Below are 18367 nucleotides of genomic sequence, written 5' to 3' on the forward strand. Positions count from 1 at the left end.
CGGGGCGCGCACGCGGGCGTTCGCGGCGGCACGGGGAGAGCCCGGTCCCGTGGGCGCCGCGCACGGCGCCCGCGGGAGACCGGGTCGGTAAGGCTCGGCTAAGTCTAGGTGGCCCGTCTTCCCGGGCGACGGCGGCGGGTCGGCACAATGGCGTGCATGGCTTCCACGGTTCCGCGCCCCCTGACGGTCGGCTTCGACCTCGACATGACGCTCATCGACTCCCGCCCCGGCATCGCCGCCACCTACCGCGCGCTGTCCGCCCGCACGGGCGTCCCGATCGACGAGGCCCTGGCGGTGAGCCGGATCGGCCCGCCCCTGGAGACGGAGCTGGCGCACTGGTTCCCGGCAGAGGAGGTGCCCGCCGTCGCCGACCGCTACCGCGCGCTGTACGCCACCCACGCGATCACCCCGACCGGGGCGCTCGCCGGGGCCCTGGAGGCGGTGGCGGCGGTACGGGCGCTCGGCGGCCGGGCCCTCGTCGTCACCGCCAAGCACGGGCCGAGCGCGCGCCTGCACCTGGACCACCTCGGCATCGAGCCGGACGTCCTGATCGGCCGCCTCTGGGCGGAGGCCAAGGGCGAGGCCCTGCGGGAGCACGGCGCGCAGGTGTACGTCGGCGACCACACCGGGGACGTGCGCGGGGCGCGGGCGGCCGGTGCGCTGTCGGTCGCCGTGCCGACCGGGCCCTGCGACGCGGCGGAGCTGCGGGCGGCGGGCGCGGACGTGGTGCTGGAGGACCTGACCCGCTTCCCGGCCTGGCTCACGGCCTTCGAGGCCGGCCGGGCGGCGTAGCGGGCGGGCCCGGCCGCCGGGCGTCCGGGCGCCCCTACGTACGGTCGGCGGCCCGCTTGGGGGAGCTGGTCCACACCGAACGCACGACGCCCGCCCCCGCGATCAGGAACCCCACGCCCATGAGCATGCTGACCCCGTACGCGACGGTGGGGAACGGGTCCGTGCCCAGGAAGAGCGGGGCCACGGTGACCAGGGTGGCCAGTGCGCCGACGAAGAAGACGATCGCGCCGACCTGAACGAGCCGGTCGCCTGCGCCTGAAGGAGTAGTACTCACGCCACCAGGGTAGTTCCCAGCGCGGAGGAACTCTCCGGCGACGTCTTGTCACCGGCCGTCATCCGATTAGCCTGGGACCGGGCGGGCCATGGTGACCCGCTGTATTGCTATCCGGAGCCGTTCGCCCGGCTCTCCCGCAGCATCGACGAGTACGAGGACGAGGACAGACGTGCCCACCGGCAAGGTCAAGTGGTTCAACAGTGAGAAGGGCTTCGGCTTTCTCTCCCGCGACGACGGCGGCGACGTCTTCGTCCACTCGTCGGTTCTCCCTGACGGAGTCGACGCACTCAAGCCCGGCCAGCGCGTGGAGTTCGGGGTGGTCGCGGGCCAGCGCGGTGACCAGGCGCTCTCCGTGGTCGTCCTCGACCCCGCCCCGTCCGTCGCGGCCGCCCAGCGCCGCAAGCCGGACGAGCTGGCGTCGATCGTGCAGGACCTGACGACGGTCCTGGAGAACATCACGCCCCAGCTGGAGCGGGGCCGCTACCCGGACAAGGCCGCCGGTGCGAAGATCGCGGGCCTGCTGCGGGCGGTCGCCGACCAGCTCGACGTCTAGGGGGCGTCCGGCGGATCAGGGCCGGACACCTCTCGCGCGCACCCTCAGGGAGCGGCGGGGAACGCCAGCGCGTCGGGGCCGAGGGGCGGCACCAGCCCCTCGGCCGCCGCGCGGGTGAGCAGCCCGCGGACCGCCGCGTAACCGTCCTCGCCCAGGTCGGCGGTGAACTCGTTCACGTACAGCCCGATGTGCTGGTCCACGACGGCCGGGTCCATCTCCTGGGCGTGCTCCAGGACGTACGGCCGGGAGGCCTCCGGGTGGTCCCAGGCCAGGCGCACCGAGCTGCGGGCGGCGTCGGCGAGCCGTCCCAGCGTCGCGGCGCCCAGGGAGCGCTTCGCGATGATCGCGCCGAGCGGGATGGGGAGCCCGGTGGTGTCCTCCCAGTGCCGCCCCATGTCGGCCAGGCTGTGGAGCCCGAAGTTCCGGTAGGTGAAGCGAGCCTCGTGGATGACCAGGCCCGCGTCCACCGTGCCGTCCCGTACGGCCGGCATGATCGCGTCGAACGGCATGACGACGATGTCCCCGACGCCGCCGGGCACCCTCTCCGCCGCCCACAGCCGGAACAGCAGGTACGCCGTCGAACGCTCGCTCGGCACGGCGACGGTCCGGCCGGTCAGGTCGAGGCCCGGCTCCTTGGTCAGCACCAGCGGGCCGCAGCCCCGGCCGAGCGCCCCGCCGCACGGCAGCAGCGCGTAGTCGTCCAGCACCCACGGCAGGACGGCGTAGGAGACCTTCAGCACGTCCAGCTCGCCGCGTCCGGCCATGCCGTTGGTGATGTCGATGTCGGCGAAGGTCACGTCCAGCGCGGGCGCGCCGGGGACCCGGCCGTGGGCCCAGGCGTCGAAGACGAAGGTGTCGTTGGGGCAGGGCGAGAAGGCGATGCGGATCGCGTCCCGGGCCGTGCGGCCGCTAGCCGCGGTGTCGGTCGTCATGCCGGTTCCAACCTTCCAGTACGGGGGCGCTCTTCCCGAACGCTTCGGTGAGCGCGGCCAGCGCGTCGCCGATGCGCCAGGCGTCCCGGTCGCGGGGGCCCACGGCGTTCGACACGGTCCGCAGCTCCATCACGGGTACACCGGCCCGCTCGGCGGCCTCCGCCACCCCGAACCCCTCCATCGCCTCTGCCAGCGCCCCCGGGTGCGCGGCGAGCAGGGCGGCGGCCCGCTCTGCGGTGCCGGTCGCGGTGGAGACGGTGAGGACGGGCCCGGTGGCGGCGCCGGTGGCGGCCGCGACCTCCCGGACCAGGGCGGGCGGCGGTGCGAAGCGGTCCCGGCCGAAGCCGAGGGCGGTGACGGGCAGGAAGCCGTCGGGGGACTCGGCGCCCAGATCGGCCGCCACGATGCCGCTCGCCACGACCGGCGAACCGAGCGGGGTCACGGGGGTGTACGCGCCGCCGATCCCGGCCGAGACGACGAGACCGTACGGCCGGGGGCCGCCGCCGCGCGGGGCCGAGGCCAGGGCGAAGGCGGTGGCCGCGGCGGCGGCGGCCGGGCCCGCCCCGCCGGCCAGGACGTCGAACGCGCCGCTGCGGTGCAGCACGGCCCCCGGCAGGGCCACGGTCTGCGGGCCGCCCCCGAACGCACGCGTGACCGCGTCCCGTTCCACCGGGACAGCGGTCACGACGAGCACACGCACAGGAACAGCCTCAAAGCCGGGGAGACAAGGGAGGGGCGGGTCAGTCCTTCTTGAACTCGAACTGCCAGATGCCGGTGAGCTTCTTGCCCCTGGTCTCCACGATGGAGATGTTCGTCTTGTCGGCGGGCTCGCCCGTCTGGCTGGCGAAGAAGGCGCTGCCGGGGATCGTCCGGTAGGTCTTCGTGAACGGCTCCTGCTCGGCCTGCTGGCCGTTGATGAAGAGCGTCCAGCCGTGGTCGGCGATCTCGGGCTCGACGCCGAAGCGGACCTTGTCGTCCATCGAGACCTTGATGGTGTGCTCGGCCTTCTTGTTCAGGCAGTCCTGGATCAGGGACTCCTTGATCGCCTTGCCGTCGTTGTAGCAGGCGGCCTCGGTCTGCACCGAGTCGCTGCCGACCGTCACGGTGGCGAGCGGGGTCGGCTTGTCGCAGGCGGACAGGACGAGGAGTCCCGCGGACACGGCACCGAGAGCGACGCCGATTCGACGGCCCTTACCGGAGAAGAACGCAACGGTCATGGGGCGAAGGCTATCGGTCGCCTCCGCTCACGCCACGCGGGGGTGCGGCGTGCCGCGCCGTGCGGCCCCCAGGAGGCCCCGTACGGACGTGGCCGCGCCCAGGGTGAGAAGACCCGCGGCGACCGCCATGCCGAGCACCGCGTTGAGCGGCAGGGCGATGCCGATGCCGCCGCCGACCACCCACGCCATCTGGAGCAGCGTCTCGGACCGGGCGAACGCGGAGGTGCGGACCTCCTCGGGGACGTCCCGCTGGATCATCGCGTCCAGCGACAGCTTCGACAGGGCCTGGGTGAAGCCGGCGACCGCGCCGAGCGCGGCGACCAGCACGGTGGAGAAGAAGACCGCGGTCAGGAGCGCCACGCCCAGGGCGAGCCCCAGCACCGTCGCGATGATCACTTCGGGGGCGCGTGCCCGGAGCCAGGAGCCCACCGCCGTACCGCAGGCGTTGCCGGCGCCGGCCGCCACGCCGACGATGCCGAGCGAGACCGCGGCGCTCTGCCCGGCCATCGGGTGCTCCCGCAGAAGGAACGCCAGGAAGAAGATGAGGAAGCCCGAGAGCGCCCGGTGCGCCGCGTTGGCCTGGAGCCCGTGCAGGACGGCCCCGCCGACGGACCGCAGACCGGGCGCCCGCACTTTGGCCGGCCTCTCCCCGTTGCTCCTGCGGAGACCGGCCCGGGTGCTGCCGCCCCTCCTCCGCGGGGCGGGCCGGGGCACGCTCTCCTCGCCGTGCGGGACGATCAGCCGCGCCCGGCGCTCCCCCTTCGCTGAGTCGACCTTGTGCGGCAGCGTGAAGGCGAGGAAGGCGCCCGCGACGAAGATCGCGCACGCGCCGTAGAGAGGCCAGGCGGGACCGACGGTCTGGAGGCAGACCCCGATCGGGGCCGCCGCCCCGGTGGCGAGCAGCCCGGCCAGGGTGACCCGGGAGTTGGCCTTCACCAGGGAGAACTTCGGTGGCAGCAGACGCGGCACGACGGCGCTGCGCACCACCCCGTACGCCTTCGACGACACCAGGACGCCCAGCGCCGCCGGATACAGCTCCAGCCCTCCCGTGGCGACCGCGCCAGACATGGTGAGCGCCAGCAGCGCGCGGGCCAGCATCGCGCCCGCCATGGCCGCCCTGCGGCCGTGCGGCAGCCGGTCCAGCAGCGGACCGATCACCGGGGCGAGCAGGGTGAAGGGGGCCATCGTGATGGCGAGGTACAGGGCGACCCGCCCGCGCGCCTCGTCCGTCGGCACCGAGAAGAAGACCGTGGAGGCGAGCGCCACCGTGATCATGACGTCGCCCGCGCCGTTCACCGCGTGCAGCTCGATCAGTTTCCCGAGGCCCGATTCCCCCGCCCCGTGGGCGTGCGTCGCCCTGCGGATACCCCGGGCCGTGCCGGTGAACGGGGAGCGCAGGGCACGGCCGGCCGCCCGCCCCGCCCTGCGCAGCGGGCCGGGGCCGTCGTGCGACCTGGCGGAAGTCACCCCGTCATAGTGCCCCAACCGGGGCCGGATGAACGGGGACCGGCCGCGGAGGCGCGTCGCGCGCCCTGCCGGGCCGGCGGCGGGGCAGACCGCCGCAGAGCCTGCGGCCCCGGTTCCCGCGACGCCTCAGGGCAGCGCCGGCGGCAACGGATACGGCACGTTTGGGACGGGCAGGTGGGCGCGGAGCGGCGGAGAGGGTAGCGTGCGTAACGCGCCACCGGCGGTTGTTCTTGGCCGCGCGCCTCTCGGCGATCCCGCAGAATGGGTGGCAGAAGGCGCGCCCGAGGCAGGCACAACGGGTGTGGACGTCGACGCGGCCCCCAGGTCCGCTCCGCCCGCAGCTGTCTGGCCGAAACGGCAATCGTGCAGCAGCTGGCGCGCTCGTGAGACTGGCGTATGGAAAGAAGCGAAGACCTGTGAGTGCTGCGACGACGCGAAGCCGTACGGCCCGTACCCCCGCTCCCGACCGCCTGTGCGCGGAAGCGGTCGACCTCGCGCGCGCGAGCGCGGAGGAGGCCGCCGCGCCCGGTGTGATCGGCGAACACCTCGGCCTGGTCGCTGAAGGGGACCGGGTCGTCACCCACTATTTCGAGGCCAGGGAGCCCGGCTACCGCGGCTGGCGCTGGGCGGTGACGGTGGCGCGGGCCTCCCGCGCCAAGAAGGTCACCCTCGACGAAACGGTGCTGCTGCCCGGGACCGACGCGCTCCTGGCCCCCGAGTGGGTGCCGTGGAGCGAGCGGCTGCGCCCCGGCGACATGGGCCCCGGGGACCTGCTGCCCACCGAGGCGGAGGACCTGCGGCTGGAGCCGGGATGGACCGGCGAGGACGAGCCGCCGCCCAACTCCGCCGTCTCCGAGGAGCTGGCGGATCTGGTCGAATCGGAGGACGCCGAGCTCACCGACCGGCCGGTGGCCACCAGCCGCGGGTCCATCGCCGCCGTCGCCGACGAGCTGGGCACCCGCCGGGCACGGGTGCTGTCCCGCTACGGTCTGTACGCGGCGGCCGACCGCTGGGACGAGGAGTTCGGCCCGAAGACGCCGATGGCCCAGGCCGCTCCGGCGACCTGTGTGAGCTGCGCCTTCCTGATCCCGATGGCCGGTTCGCTGAAGCAGGCCTTCGGGGTCTGCGCCAACGAGTTCGGTCCCGCCGACGGCCATGTGGTGTCCCTGGCGTACGGCTGCGGCGGCCATTCCGAGGCCGCGGTGATGCCCACGCCGCCGAAGCCCCCGCCGCACGCGATGGACACCATGAAGGTGGACCCGTACGCGCTGCGCCCTGAGCGGGACGGCGGCTCCGTGCCCGCGGAGCCGGACGGCGCCTCGGAGGACCTGGGCCACTCCTGACGGACCCCGCCGCCCGCGCTCTTCTTGCCGTGTCCCGCCCGCGGCCACGGGCCGAAGACGCTCCCCGCACGGGCCCGGGTCGCCGGACGCGCTGAATACGCTCCCCGCGCGGTACCTTCGGGCGCACACTGGGCGGCAGGGGCACACGCGTGCCCGGACGCGCGCCCACCGGCACACAGAGCGGAGTCGAGAGCGTGAGCATGAAAGCGACCGAGGAGGCCGATCCGTTCGGGACGGCGCGGCTGCGGCGCGGGGTGCTCGACGCCTGGGGGGCCGGGCCCGCCCGGTTCCGCGAGGACGCCAACGCCGAGGAGGACCTCGCGCTCGGCGGCTACCGCGACCGCCTGGTCGTCGAGCTGGCCCAGAACGCCGCCGACGCCGCCGCCCGCGCCCGGGTGGCCGGACGGCTGCGGCTCACCCTGCACCCCGCCGCCCCCGGCGACGCGGAGGCCCGCTGCGTGCTGGCCGCCGCGAACACCGGCGCACCGCTGGACGCCACCGGCGTCGAGTCCTTGAGCACCCTGCGGGCCTCCGCCAAGCGCGAGGGCCACGCGGCCTCCGTGGGCCGCTTCGGCGTCGGCTTCGCCGCCGTCCTCGCGGTCAGCGACGAACCCGCGGTGCTCGGCCGGCACGGGGGCGTGCGCTGGTCGCTGGCAGAGGCGCGGGAGATGGCCCGGGGCGCGGCCGTCGGCAGCCCCGGCCTCGGGGACGAACTGCGCCGCCGCGACGGGCACGTACCGCTGCTGCGCCTCCCGCTGCCCGCAGAGGGCAGCGCGCCCGAGGGGTACGACACCGTCGTGGTGCTGCCGCTGCGCGACGGCACCGCGGAGGATCTGGCGGCCCGGCTGCTGGCCGCCGTGGACGACGCGCTGCTGCTCACCCTGCCCGGTCTGGACGAGATCGTCGTCGAGACGCCGGAAGGGACCCGCACCCTCAGCCGCTCGCTCCACGGCCCGTACACGCACGTCGACGACTCCGCGCGCGGCCTCACCCGGTGGCGCACGGTCTCCCACCACGGCCCTGTCGAGCCCGCCCTGCTCGCCGACCGGCCCGTCGAGGAGCGGCTGCGCCCGCACTGGTCGGTGACCTGGGCGGTGCCCGTGGACGAGTCCGGGTCACCGCTGAACCCCCGCACGGCTCCGGTCGTCCACGCGCCGACGCCCACCGACGAACCGCTCGGCATCCCGGCCCTGCTCATCGCCTCGCTGCCGCTGGACACCGCCCGCAGACACCCCGCGCCGGGGCCGCTGACCGACTTCCTCGTCGACCGGGCGGCCGACGCGTACGCGGAGCTGCTGGGCGGCTGGCAGCCGGTCTCGACCGGCACCATCGACCTGGTTCCCGGGCCGCTCGGCAAGGGCGCCCTGGACGGGGCCCTGCGCGGCGCGATCCTGGAGCGGCTGCCCCGGATCGCGTTCCTGGAGCCCGCGGTGGCTCGCGACACGTCCGCGGAGGCCGACCGCTGGGACGCCTGGGACCAGCCGGACGCGGCGGTCCCCGGCACCACCGCGCTGCGGCCCGTGGAGGCCGAGGTCGTCGAGGGGGTGGGGGCCGAGACCGTGCGGGTCCTCGCCGAGGTGCTGCCCTGCCTGCTGCCCGCGGGCCTGGAACGCCGCACCGAACTGCGCACCCTCGGCGTCGCCCGGGTCCCCCTGACCGAGGCGATCGACCGCCTGGCCGGCCTGGAGCGCGACCCCGGCTGGTGGCGCCGCCTCTACGACAGCCTCGCGGGGACCGACCCCGACCGGCTCTCCGGCCTCCCGGTCCCGCTCGCCGCGGACCCCGGCGACGGGGCGGGCCGTCCGCCGCGCACCACTATCGGCCCCCGCCAGGTCCTGCTGCCGCTCCCGGACGCGCTGACCGGTCCCGTTCTCGGGCGTCTCGCGCGGCTCGGGCTGAAGGTCGCCCACCCGGACGCCGCCCACCCGCTGCTGGAGAAGCTCGGGGCGCTGCCCGCCACCCCGCACGCCGTGCTGACGACGCCTCAGGTGCGGGCGGCGGTCGCCGGTTCGCTGGACGCGGGGGAGGTGTGGGACGAGGACGCGCTGGACGGCGACGAGCTGGCCGAGACCGTCCTCACCCTCGTCCGGGACGCCGAGCTGGCCCCCGGCGACGAACCGTGGCTCGGTGCGCTCGCCCTGCCCGACGAGGACGGCGAGCCGGCCCCCGCCGGTGAACTCGTCCTGCCCGGCAGCCCGTTCGCGTCGATCATGCGCGAGGGCGAACTCGCCCTGTGCGACGCGGAACTGGCCGACCGGTGGGGCGAGGCGCCGCTCACCGCGTGCGGGGTCCTCGCCGGCTTCACCCTCGTCCGCGCCACCGATGTCGTCCTGGACCCGGACGAACTGGAGCCACGCGTCGGGGACTTCGCCGAACCCGACGACGCGGGTCTGCTGGACGCCGTCGACGTCTGGTGCGAGGACCTCCTGGACCAGCTGCCCGACACGCCCGTGCCGCCCGTCGCCACAGAGCTCGTCGCGGTGCGCGACCTCGACCTGGTCGACGACGACGCCTGGCCGCAGGCCCTCGCCCTGCTGGCCCGGCCGCCGCTGCGCGACGCGCTGACCCAGCCGGTGCGGGTGCTGCTCCCGGACGGCACGACGCGGTCCGTGCGCCCGTACACCGCGTGGTGGCTGCGCGACCACCCGGTCCTGGACGGCCGCCGCCCGGCCGGACTGCGCGCGGCGGGCGGCGACCCGCGCCTGGCCGGGCTCTACGACGCGGTGGACGCCACCGGATTCGACGACGCGGAGGTGCTGCGGGCGCTGGGGGTGCGCACCTCCCTCTCCGCGCTCCTGGACGAGCCGGGCGGCGCGGCCGAGCTGCTGGGCCGGCTGGCCGAAGAGGACCGTCCGGTGACCGCTGTGCACCTGCGCGCCCTCTACACGGCCCTCGCCGAGCTCGACCCGGAAGAGGTGACGTTGCCGGACGAGCTGCGCGCGGTGACGGGCGAGGGGGTGCGGGTGGTCGACGCGTCGGACGCGGTGATCGCGGACGCCCCGGACGTGCTGCCGCTGGCCCAGGGGCTGCCCCTGCTGCCGGTCGCCCCGGCCCGCGCCGCCGAGCTGGCCGAACTCCTCCAGGTGCGGCGGCTCAGCGAGACGGTGGAGGCCCGGGTCGCCGGTGAGGGCGAGGAGCGCCGGGTGCCGGAAGCGGTCCGGGCGCTGCTCGGCCCCGGCGCCCCGGACACGTACGTCGAGTACGCAGAACTGCGCGCGGACGGCGTCGAGCTGGACTGGCGCCGCACCCCGGACGGCACGGTCCACGCCGCCACGCTGGAGGGCGTGGCGGCCGGCCTGGCCTGGGCGGCCGGGCAGTGGCCCCGCCGCTTCGAGGTCGCGGCGCTGCTGGAGGACCCCTCGCGTACGGAGGAGTTGGCGCGGGACCGCTGGTTCGACTGAGGACCGGGGCGGCGGGGGAGCGGCAGGGCGGCCGGGGCCCCGGGCGGGGTCCGGGCGGCCGGCCCGTCTCGTCCGGCCAGGCGCGGCGGCGGCCTTCACAGAAAGGTCACAGGGCCGCACAACCGTTCGCCCGGTTCGCCCGTCTGTACCGAGGAGCCAACAGGCTCATGGATCAGATGGGCCCCGCCGGGCGGATGACGTGCCCCGGGGCCCCTTCTCCACTTGGGGACTCATGCGTATTCGTGCCACTGTGGCCGCCGCCTCCGGCGCCCTGGCTCTTTCCGCCCTCGCAGTACCGGCCGTCCAGGCCGACGAGAAGCCGGTCGCCGGCGCCACCCTGCCCTCCGGCGCCGACGTGTTCGGCGCCGAGAGCGGTTCGTCCGCACCCGCCGCCGGGCGGCGGGCCGCCCGTGCGGCAGAGAAGCCCGTCATCAAGAAGGTCGTCGTCAACGGCGGCAAGGACATCGTGGTGGGCACGAAGTCCAAGAAGAAGTTCACCATCGCGATCACGGCCTCCTCGCCTTCGGGCATCGCCGACGCGTACGCCTACCTGTGGCACGGCCACATCGACGAGATCGACGGCTTCCTCGGCCCCACGCAGGACGCCGGAACCTGCAAGGTGTCGGCCGACCCGACCACGTCCACCTGCACCGTCACGGTCACGGTCGACCCGCGCTCCGACGACCTGTACACCAGCAGCCTGGCGGGCACCTGGAAGGTGGCGGCGGGCGCACTCGCCGCCACCGGCGGCGACGAGGACTTCGTCTGGAACGACGCGCAGGCCAAGACCCGCGTCCAGCGTTTCTCCAAGCTGACCGTCAACGCCTCGCCCGAGCCGGTGAAGAAGGGCGGGACCCTCACCGTCACCGGGAAGCTGACCCGCGCCAACTGGGACACGGGGACGTACAAGGGCTACACCAAGCAGCCCGTGAAGCTCCAGTTCAGGAAGAAGGGCGCCAAGAGCTACACGACGGTCAAGACGATCACGTCGAGCTCGACCGGCGCGCTGAAGACTGCCGTCAAGGCCTCGGTCGACGGCTACTGGCGCTACAGCTTCGCCGGCACGTCCACCACGCCGGCCGTCTCTGCCGCCGGTGACTTCGTCGACGTCAGGTAACGACGGCGCCCGTACACGGGGGCGCCCCCGCGGCGCTTGCGGGCTCAGGCCCCGAAGCGCCGCCCCACCCAGCGCCAGGTGAACTCCAGCAGGACGGCCGCCGCCCCCGCGATACCGACCGCCGTCCACGGCATCGGCGCCCCCACCAGCTTCAGCGCGAAGAAGTCCTGGAGCCACGGCACGACGAGCACGATCAGGAAGGCGAGCCCCATCGCCGCGACCAGGCCGATCCGCCACCACGTGTAGGGGCGGGCGATGATCGCCAGGACCCACATCGACACCAGGAACAGCGTCAGCGTCGCCGCGCTCGTCTCGGCCTCCAACGCGCCCTCGCCCGCGTAGTAGGTCCGCGCGATCAGGTACGTCGAAAAGGTGGCGATCGCCGCGATGACGCCCGAGGGGATCGCGTACCGCATGACACGGCGTACGAAATGGGGCTGGGCGCGTTCCCGGTTCGGCGCGAGGGCCAGGAAGAACGCGGGGACGCCGATGGTCAGCGTGGACAGCAGGGTCAGGTGCCTCGGCAGGAACGGGTACTCCACCTGGGAGCACACCACCAGGATCGCCAGCAGCACCGAGTAGACGGTCTTGGTCAGGAACAGGGTGGCGACCCGGGTGATGTTGCCGATCACCCGGCGGCCCTCGGCGACGACCGAGGGCAGCGTCGCGAAGCTGTTGTTCAGCAGCACGATCTGCGCCACCGCGCGCGTCGCCTCGGAACCCGAGCCCATCGACACCCCGATGTCGGCGTCCTTGAGGGCCAGCACGTCGTTCACCCCGTCGCCGGTCATCGCGACGGTGTGCCCGCGCGACTGGAGGGCGGCCACCATGTCCCGCTTCTGCTGCGGGGTGACCCGGCCGAAGACCGCGTTCTGCTCCATGGCCGTGGCCATCTCGTCCGGGTCGGTGGGCAGCCGGCGGGCGTCCAGGGTGTTCTCCGCGCCCGCGAGGCCGAGCTTCCCTGCGACCGCGCCGACGGAGACCGCGTTGTCGCCGGAGATGACCTTCGTCGCCACCCGCTGCTGGGCGAAGTAGGCGAGCGTGTCCCCCGCGTCGGGGCGAAGCCGCTGCTCCAGCACGACCAGGGCGGTGGGCACGGCCCCGGCGGCGGCGTCGGGCGCGTCCAGCGCACCGGGCGCGCGGGCCAGCAGCAGCACCCGCAGGCCCCGCTCGTTGAGCCGCTCGATCTCGTCGAGGGCCGGGTCACCCTCGACGAGCAGCACGTCGGGCGCGCCGAGCAGCCAGGCGGAGGCGGTCCCGTCGCTCTCCTCGAACGCCGCGCCGCTGTACTTGCGCGCGGAGGAGAACGGCATCGCGTCGGTGACCGTCCACGCCCGCGCGCCCTCCCCGTCTTCCGGGTGGGCGTCGATGATGGCCTGGAGGCTGGCGTTGGGGCGGGGGTCCGACGAGCCGAGGGAGCGCAGCACCTGGTGCACGTACGCCTCGCCGCTCCCGTTCAGCGGACGGACCTCGGTGACGTCCATGCCGCCTTCGGTGAGGGTGCCGGTCTTGTCCAGGCAGACCACGTCGACCCGGGCGAGCCCCTCGATGGCGGGCAGCTCCTGCACCAGGCACTGCTTGCGGCCCAGGCGTACGACGCCGATGGCGAAGGCGACCGAGGTGAGCAGGACCAGGCCCTCGGGGATCATCGGGACGATGCCGCCGACGGTCCGGGCCACGGAGTCCTTGAAGTTGTTGTCCTTCACGACGAGTTGGCTGACGATCAGCCCGATCGCCGTCGGCGCCATCATCCAGGTGACGTACTTCAGGATCGTGCTGATGCCGCTGCGCAGCTCCGAGTGGACGAGCGTGAAACGCGACGCCTCCTCTGCGAGCTGGGCGGCGTACGCCTCGCGTCCCACTTTCGTGGCGGTGAACGCGCCGCCGCCCGCGACGACGAAGCTGCCGGACATCACGGGGTCGCCGGGCCGCTTGACCACCGGGTCGGCCTCACCGGTCAGCAGCGACTCGTCGATCTCCAGGCTGTCGGCCTCGGCGACCGTGCCGTCCACGACCGCCTTGTCGCCGGGGCCCAGCTCCACCAGGTCGCCGAGCACGATCTCGGAGGTGGGGATCTGGGCGGCGACGCCGTCACGCCGTACGGTCGGCTTCGCCTCGCCGATGACCGCGAGGCTGTCCAGGGTCTTCTTGGCCCGCCACTCCTGGATGATCCCGATGCCGGTGTTGGCGACGATCACGAACCCGAAGAGGCTGTCCTGGATCGGCGCGACGAACAGCATGATCACCCAGAGCACGCCGATGATCAGGTTGAACCGGGTGAAGACGTTGGCGCGGACGATCTCGGCGAGAGAACGCGAGGAGCGCACCGGTACGTCGTTGACCTCGCCCCGCGCGACCCGCTCCGCGACCTCTCCGGCGGTGAGTCCGCCGGAGACGCGGGCCGGCGGAGCCGGCTCCCTGGGGTGGGCGGGGTCGGCCTCGGCCCCCGCGTCGTCTCTGCCCGGCCCATGGGGCCCGGGGGTCTGCTCCCCGGAGGAATCGAGTGCCCGCTGCGTCATGGTTCCGACGTTACGGGGGCGCGGGGGGAATCACCCGCCGGAGGGCCGAAGATCCGACCGGGGGATGATCAGGTCGGTCCTGAGGTCGTACGGAGCGGACTCAGGTGCTCCGCTCCGCGTCCCCGGTGGCGGCGGTGCGCCCGGCGTCGGCAGGGGCGGTGCGCCCGGCGTCGGCCTGGGCGGCGTGCCGCTTGAGGGCGGCGTCGCGGCCGCGGACGTACCAGAGGCCGATCAGCCCGAGTCCGGCGCCGGCCAGCGGCGTCCACACCCACCAGGTGTGCCCGCGGTCGGCGAACCAGCCGTAGAAGGGGAGCTGGGCGAGGAAGAGGACCAGCCACAGGACCGTGCCGCCGACGACGGTGGCGACGACGGGGCCCTCCAGGGGCTCGGGCGCCTCGTGCTTCGGTGTCCACTTCTCCATGCGTCCAGTGTACGGAGCCGGGGGAGCGGGGCCCCGGGGTCGGTACGGGCGGGGGCGGGAGGTGCGCGGGGAGGCGGTGGCACAAGGGTCTACGCGCGGAGATAGCGATCTTCGCTTGATGTATTCATACTGAATCTGCTTTGGGTTGGCCCGTTTTGTTCGTGTGAACGTCCAAATCCGATCGTTACGACCCAGATCGCAGAACGCTCCACCTCCGTGTCTCGCCTCCCTACGTACGACTGAGGTCACCCATGCCCCCCTCGGCCCCTGCTCAGGTCGACGCACCGCAGCCCCCGGTCCCCCAGCCCCGCAGCGGCGTGGACCGGTTCTTCCGGATCTCCGAGCGCGGGTCGACCGTCGGGCGCGAGTTCCGCGGCGGCTTCGCCACGTTCTTCGCGATGGCCTACATCATCGTGCTCAACCCGATCATCCTGGGCAGCGCGAAGGACATGTACGGCCACCAGCTCGACAACGGGCAGCTGGTCACCGCGACCGTGCTGTCCGCCGCGTTCTCCACGCTGCTGATGGGCGTCATCGGCAACGTGCCGATCGCGCTCGCCGCAGGCCTCGGTGTCAACACCGTCGTCGCGCTCCAGCTCGCCCCCCGGATGAGCTGGCCGGACGCGATGGGCATGGTGGTGCTCGCGGGCATCGTGGTGATGCTCCTGGTGGCCACCGGACTGCGGGAGCGCGTGATGAACGCCGTACCGAGGTCGCTCCGCAAGGGCATCGCGATCGGCATCGGCCTCTTCATCCTGCTGATCGGCCTCGTCGACTCCGGCTTCGTCTCGCGCATGCCGGACGCCGCCCACACCACCGTGCCGCTCCAGCTCGGCGCCGACGGGCACCTCAACGGGTGGCCGATCCTGGTCTTCGTCCTCGGCGCGCTGCTCACGCTCGCGCTGATCGTGCGCAAGGTGCCCGGCGCGATCCTCATCTCGATCGTCGCCATGACCGTCGTCGCCCTGGTCATGGAAGCGGTGGCCGGTCTGCCCGAGGGGGCGTGGGGGCTGACGACGCCGTCGTGGCCGGGCAACCCGGTCGCCGCGCCGGACTTCGGCCTGCTCGGCGAGGTCAGCCTGTTCGGCGGCTTCGAGAAGGTCGGCTATCTGACGGGCGCCCTGTTCGTCTTCTCCGTGCTGCTGTCGTGCTTCTTCGATGCGATGGGCACGATTCTCGGCGTCGGCGACGAGGCGAAGCTGATGGACAAGGAGGGCAACTTCCCCGGCATCAACAAGGTGCTGTTCGTGGACGGCATCGCGGTCGCCGCGGGCGGCGGTTCCTCCTCCTCCGCCACCACGTGCTTCGTGGAGTCCACCGCGGGCGTCGGGGAAGGGGCCCGTACCGGGCTGGCGAGCGTGGTGACCGGCCTGCTGTTCTCTGTGGCGCTGTTCCTGACGCCGCTGGCGACCATGGTCCCGTCGCAGGCGGCCACGCCCGCCCTGCTGGCGGTCGGCTTCCTGATCATCGCGGGCTCGGTGCGGGACATCGACTGGAGCGACTTCACGCTCGCGGTCCCGGCGTTCCTCGCCATGGTGATGATGCCGTTCACGTACTCGATCACCAACGGCATCGGCATCGGGTTCATCGCCTTCTCCGTGCTGCGACTGGCGACCGGACGCGGCCGTGAGGTGCCGCCGGCCATGTACGCGGTGTCGGCGGTGTTCGTCTTCTACTACGCGATGCCGGCGCTCGGCCTCACGTGACCGTCGGCGTCACCTGCCGCCGGCCGGGCCGGTCCCGGACGGCCGGTTCGGCCGGGACCGCCCGCCGGGCGGCCCCGTCGTCGCCCTCGCTTCCGCCTGCGCCTGCGCCTCCTTCTCCGCCACTGCCCCCGCTTCCGTCCCCGTAGAACTTCTCCGTCTCGTCGACGGCGGCGTTGAAGCGTTCGTCGAAGTCGTCGCGCATGAGCGTTTGGACCACGTAGTCCTGGACGCTCATGCCGCGTTTGGCGGCGTGCTGCCGGAGCCGGTCGAGCAGCTCACCGTCCATCCGCAGGCTGAGCACTGTCGATCCCATGTCCAGCAGGGTCGCCGCCCCGCAGCGCCCCGTGCGCCGCTTTCCACTTCCAACTCACTCGTTCGGGTGATGGGAATCTCATCCGCGTGCGCCAGGTGGTATTTAGCCTGGGTAATGAGTTACGCTAACAAACATGCCTGACCTGAACCACGACGGCGACAGTGCCGCCGCCGTGAGCTCCCTCCGCTCCGCCGTGATGCTGCTGGGCCGGCGCCTGAAGCACCAGCGAGTCGACGAGTCGCTGAGCCCCACCGAGATGTCGGTGCTCGGCACGCTCGCCCGCTGCGGCTCCGCCACCCCCGGCGAGCTGGCCCGCAAGGAGCATGTGCAGCCGCCGTCGATGACCCGCATCGTCGCGCTGCTGGAGGCGAAGGGGCTGGTCAGGCTCGAACCGCACCCCGATGACCGTCGGCAGAAGAGGGTCAGCCAGACCGAGCGGGCGGAAGCCATGCTCGCGGAGAGCCGCATCAAGCGGAACGCCTGGCTGGCCCACCTCGCCGAGGGCCTGGACGAGGACGAGTGGGAGACGCTGCGGGCCGCCGCGCCCGTGTTGGAGAAGCTCGCCCACCTGTGACCCCACGGGCGCGTCGGCGTGACGCCCTACCGGCTGCCCCAGCCGGCCGGGGACCGTCACCGCCGGAGCGCCCGTCGTCACGTCCTCGTCGGACCGAACGCCGCCAGACGCCCGAGGAGGCGAACTTTTTTGAGTACGGGACCCGGAGCAGACTCCGCCCCCGCACCGACTTCCACCCACGAGAGCACCGCCGGCGGGACCTTCTCGTCGCTGAAGATCCGTAACTACCGCCTGTTCGCCACAGGCGCCGTGATCTCCAACACCGGTACCTGGATGTCCCGCATCACGCAGGACTGGCTCGTCCTGAGCCTCACCGGTTCCGCCACCGCCGTCGGCATCACGACGGCGCTGCAGTTCCTCCCGATGCTCGTCTTCGGCCTGTACGGCGGCGTCATAGCCGACCGGCTCCCGAAGCGGCAGATCCTGCTCGTCAGCCAGGCCCTGCTCGGCCTCTGCGGCATCGCCCTGGCCGTACTGACCCTGACCGGGGTCGTCGAGGTCTGGCACGTCTACCTGGTCGCTTTCCTGCTCGGCATGGTGACGGTCGTCGACAACCCGGCCCGCCAGTCGTTCGTCTCCGAGATGGTCGGCCCGGCGCAGCTGCGCAACGCGGTCAGCCTGAACTCGGCGAACTTCCAGTCCGCCCGGCTCATCGGCCCCGCCGTCGCGGGCGTCCTGATCACCACGGTCGGCAGCGGCTGGGCGTTCCTGCTCAACGGACTGTCGTTCCTGGCCCCGCTCGTCGGCCTGCTGATGATGCGGACGAACGAACTGCACGCCTCGGTGACCGTGCCCCGCGCCAAGGGGCAGCTCCGCGAGGGGCTGCGGTACGTCCGCGGCCGCCCCGAGCTGGTCTGGCCGATCGTGCTCGTCGGCTTCGTCGGCACGTTCGGCTTCAACTTCCCGATCTGGCTGACGGCCTTCGCCGACGAGATCTTCGACGGCGGCGCGGGGATGTACTCGTTCTTCAACATCCTGATGGCGGCCGGTTCGCTGGCCGGAGCCCTGCTCTCGGCCCGCCGCCGCTCCTCGCGGCTGCGGATGCTGGTGCTCGCCGGCACGGCGTTCGGGCTGCTGGAGATCGCCGCCTCGCTGTCCCCGTCGGTCTGGCTGTTCTCCCTCCTGCTGGTCCCGATCGGCATGCTCGGCCTGACGACGAACATCACCGCCAACACGAGCGTCCAGATGGCCGCCGACCCCGAGATGCGGGGCCGGGTGATGAGCCTCTACATGATGGTCTTCGCCGGGGGCACCCCGGTGGGGGCGCCGATCGTCGGCTGGATCAGCGACACGTACGGAGCCCGCGTCGGCTTCGCGGCCGGCGGCGCGATTTCGGTGATCGCCGCGCTCTGCGTCGGCTTCGCCCTCGCCCGCGTCGGCGGCCTCCGCCTGAAGGTCGACCTCCGTCCGGGCCGCCCGCACGTCCGCTTCGTCCCACGCGAGCAGCTGGCGACGGCTGCGTAGCCCGGCGAGCACACGAGAACGCCCTCCCCCGGAGCGACCGGGGGGAGGGCGTTCCGGCGTCGCGGGGCAGGAGCGTGGTAGACGACGGGGCCCGGGCCCCGGGCACGCCCTGGGGCCGTGGGAGCGCCCCGCGAGGGGGAGGCCGGGCGGCAGGCACGGGCCTGGGGGCCGGGACGGTGAGCGGTGCCGTTAGGCTCGAAGGGTGGACCCGAAGACCAGAAACCGCATCATGGCGGCCGTGCTCGTGCTGATGTTCGTCGTCGTCGCCGTGGCG

15 protein-coding genes and 1 pseudogene are annotated in these 18367 nt (G+C 73.4%); 8 read left to right on the forward strand and 8 right to left on the reverse strand.

Annotation, left to right across the window (positions count from 1 at the left end; translation table 11 throughout):
• Positions 1-156: 156 nt before the first annotated feature.
• Entirely contained in the window at positions 157-792 is a 636-nt protein-coding gene (locus V9U70_RS21900; RefSeq protein ID WP_336677746.1) for an HAD family hydrolase, read from the forward strand.
• Between the two features lie 34 nt (positions 793-826).
• Here V9U70_RS21900 and V9U70_RS21905 read toward each other — a convergent pair whose 3' ends face one another.
• Complete coding sequence (locus tag V9U70_RS21905) at positions 827-1066, reverse strand: hypothetical protein (RefSeq protein WP_336677747.1); 240 nt, start codon at positions 1064-1066, stop codon at positions 827-829.
• 169 nt (positions 1067-1235) lie between these two features.
• Here V9U70_RS21905 and V9U70_RS21910 point away from each other — a divergent pair, with 169 nt between their 5' ends.
• Positions 1236-1619, forward strand: a complete 384-nt coding sequence (locus V9U70_RS21910; RefSeq protein WP_336677749.1) for a cold-shock protein — start codon at positions 1236-1238, stop codon at positions 1617-1619.
• Positions 1620-1663: 44 nt separating this feature from the next.
• Here the strand turns inward: V9U70_RS21910 and V9U70_RS21915 are convergent, their stop codons facing one another.
• From V9U70_RS21915 to V9U70_RS21930, 4 genes are read right to left on the reverse strand one after another with little or no spacing between them, the layout of a single operon-like run.
• Complete coding sequence (locus tag V9U70_RS21915; protein WP_336677751.1) at positions 1664-2551, reverse strand: 1,4-dihydroxy-6-naphtoate synthase; 888 nt, start codon at positions 2549-2551, stop codon at positions 1664-1666.
• A complete protein-coding gene (locus tag V9U70_RS21920) occupies positions 2529-3251 on the reverse strand; it encodes a futalosine hydrolase (protein ID WP_336677753.1) in 723 nt (240 codons plus the stop codon). The genes V9U70_RS21915 and V9U70_RS21920 overlap by 23 nt, the downstream gene beginning before the upstream one ends.
• A 40-nt stretch (positions 3252-3291) precedes the next feature.
• Positions 3292-3768, reverse strand: a complete 477-nt coding sequence (locus V9U70_RS21925; RefSeq protein WP_336677754.1) for a DUF2771 domain-containing protein — start codon at positions 3766-3768, stop codon at positions 3292-3294.
• 27 nt (positions 3769-3795) lie between these two features.
• Positions 3796-5235: an MFS transporter gene (locus V9U70_RS21930; RefSeq protein WP_336677755.1), complete on the reverse strand. Its 1440-nt coding sequence runs from the start codon at positions 5233-5235 to the stop codon at positions 3796-3798.
• A gap of 416 nt (positions 5236-5651) precedes the next feature.
• On the opposite strand from V9U70_RS21930, the gene V9U70_RS21935 reads away from it, so the two are divergent.
• From V9U70_RS21935 to V9U70_RS21945, 3 genes are all read left to right on the forward strand, one after another.
• The gene (locus tag V9U70_RS21935; protein ID WP_336677756.1) at positions 5652-6578 is read left to right on the forward strand and encodes a DUF3027 domain-containing protein; all 927 of its coding nucleotides are present in this window, start codon (positions 5652-5654) and stop codon (positions 6576-6578) included.
• Positions 6579-6778: 200 nt separating this feature from the next.
• Entirely contained in the window at positions 6779-9979 is a 3201-nt protein-coding gene (locus tag V9U70_RS21940) for a sacsin N-terminal ATP-binding-like domain-containing protein (RefSeq protein WP_336677866.1), read from the forward strand.
• Positions 9980-10211: 232 nt separating this feature from the next.
• The gene (locus V9U70_RS21945; protein ID WP_336677758.1) at positions 10212-11096 is read left to right on the forward strand and encodes a calcium-binding protein; all 885 of its coding nucleotides are present in this window, start codon (positions 10212-10214) and stop codon (positions 11094-11096) included.
• Positions 11097-11140: 44 nt separating this feature from the next.
• On the opposite strand, the gene V9U70_RS21950 is transcribed toward V9U70_RS21945, so the two are convergent.
• Together V9U70_RS21950 and V9U70_RS21955 are read right to left on the reverse strand one after the other, a co-directional pair.
• Entirely contained in the window at positions 11141-13615 is a 2475-nt protein-coding gene (locus V9U70_RS21950) for a cation-translocating P-type ATPase (RefSeq protein WP_336677759.1), read from the reverse strand.
• Positions 13616-13715: 100 nt separating this feature from the next.
• Positions 13716-14036: a DUF2530 domain-containing protein gene (locus V9U70_RS21955; protein ID WP_336677761.1), complete on the reverse strand. Its 321-nt coding sequence runs from the start codon at positions 14034-14036 to the stop codon at positions 13716-13718.
• A 251-nt stretch (positions 14037-14287) separates the two neighbouring features.
• Here V9U70_RS21955 and V9U70_RS21960 point away from each other — a divergent pair, with 251 nt between their 5' ends.
• Positions 14288-15742 (forward strand): NCS2 family permease, encoded by a 1455-nt coding sequence (locus V9U70_RS21960; RefSeq protein WP_336677763.1) that lies wholly within the window; start codon positions 14288-14290, stop codon positions 15740-15742.
• 139 nt (positions 15743-15881) lie between these two features.
• On the opposite strand, the pseudogene V9U70_RS30620 reads toward V9U70_RS21960, so the two are convergent.
• Positions 15882-16055, reverse strand: a pseudogene (locus V9U70_RS30620) (ribbon-helix-helix protein, CopG family); the annotation flags it as partial.
• A gap of 133 nt (positions 16056-16188) precedes the next feature.
• Here V9U70_RS30620 and V9U70_RS21970 point away from each other — a divergent pair.
• On the forward strand, positions 16189-16629 hold the full coding sequence (locus V9U70_RS21970; RefSeq protein ID WP_336677764.1) for a MarR family winged helix-turn-helix transcriptional regulator: 441 nt from the start codon (positions 16189-16191) through the stop codon (positions 16627-16629).
• A gap of 129 nt (positions 16630-16758) precedes the next feature.
• Positions 16759-18093, forward strand: coding sequence for an MFS transporter (locus V9U70_RS21975; RefSeq protein ID WP_336677766.1), 1335 nt, complete (start codon positions 16759-16761; stop codon positions 18091-18093).
• Positions 18094-18367 lie beyond the last annotated feature (274 nt).

It is taken from the genome of Streptomyces pratensis (assembly GCF_037137275.1).
GTDB lineage: Bacteria > Actinomycetota > Actinomycetes > Streptomycetales > Streptomycetaceae > Streptomyces > Streptomyces pratensis_B.

Bases quoted from the DNA above. Each gene is read 5' to 3' on its own strand.
- V9U70_RS21955 (WP_336677761.1), bottom strand. From the start codon at position 14,036: ATGGAGAAGTGGACACCGAAGCACGAGGCGCCCGAGCCCCTGGAGGGC.
- V9U70_RS21940 (WP_336677866.1), top strand. From the start codon at position 6,779: ATGAAAGCGACCGAGGAGGCCGATCCGTTCGGGACGGCGCGGCTGCGG.
- V9U70_RS21945 (WP_336677758.1), top strand. From the start codon at position 10,212: ATGCGTATTCGTGCCACTGTGGCCGCCGCCTCCGGCGCCCTGGCTCTT.
- V9U70_RS21950 (WP_336677759.1), bottom strand. From the start codon at position 13,615: ATGACGCAGCGGGCACTCGATTCCTCCGGGGAGCAGACCCCCGGGCCC.
- V9U70_RS21900 (WP_336677746.1), top strand. From the start codon at position 157: ATGGCTTCCACGGTTCCGCGCCCCCTGACGGTCGGCTTCGACCTCGAC.
- V9U70_RS21915 (WP_336677751.1), bottom strand. From the start codon at position 2,551: ATGACGACCGACACCGCGGCTAGCGGCCGCACGGCCCGGGACGCGATC.
- V9U70_RS21925 (WP_336677754.1), bottom strand. From the start codon at position 3,768: ATGACCGTTGCGTTCTTCTCCGGTAAGGGCCGTCGAATCGGCGTCGCT.
- V9U70_RS21970 (WP_336677764.1), top strand. From the start codon at position 16,189: ATGCCTGACCTGAACCACGACGGCGACAGTGCCGCCGCCGTGAGCTCC.
- V9U70_RS21960 (WP_336677763.1), top strand. From the start codon at position 14,288: ATGCCCCCCTCGGCCCCTGCTCAGGTCGACGCACCGCAGCCCCCGGTC.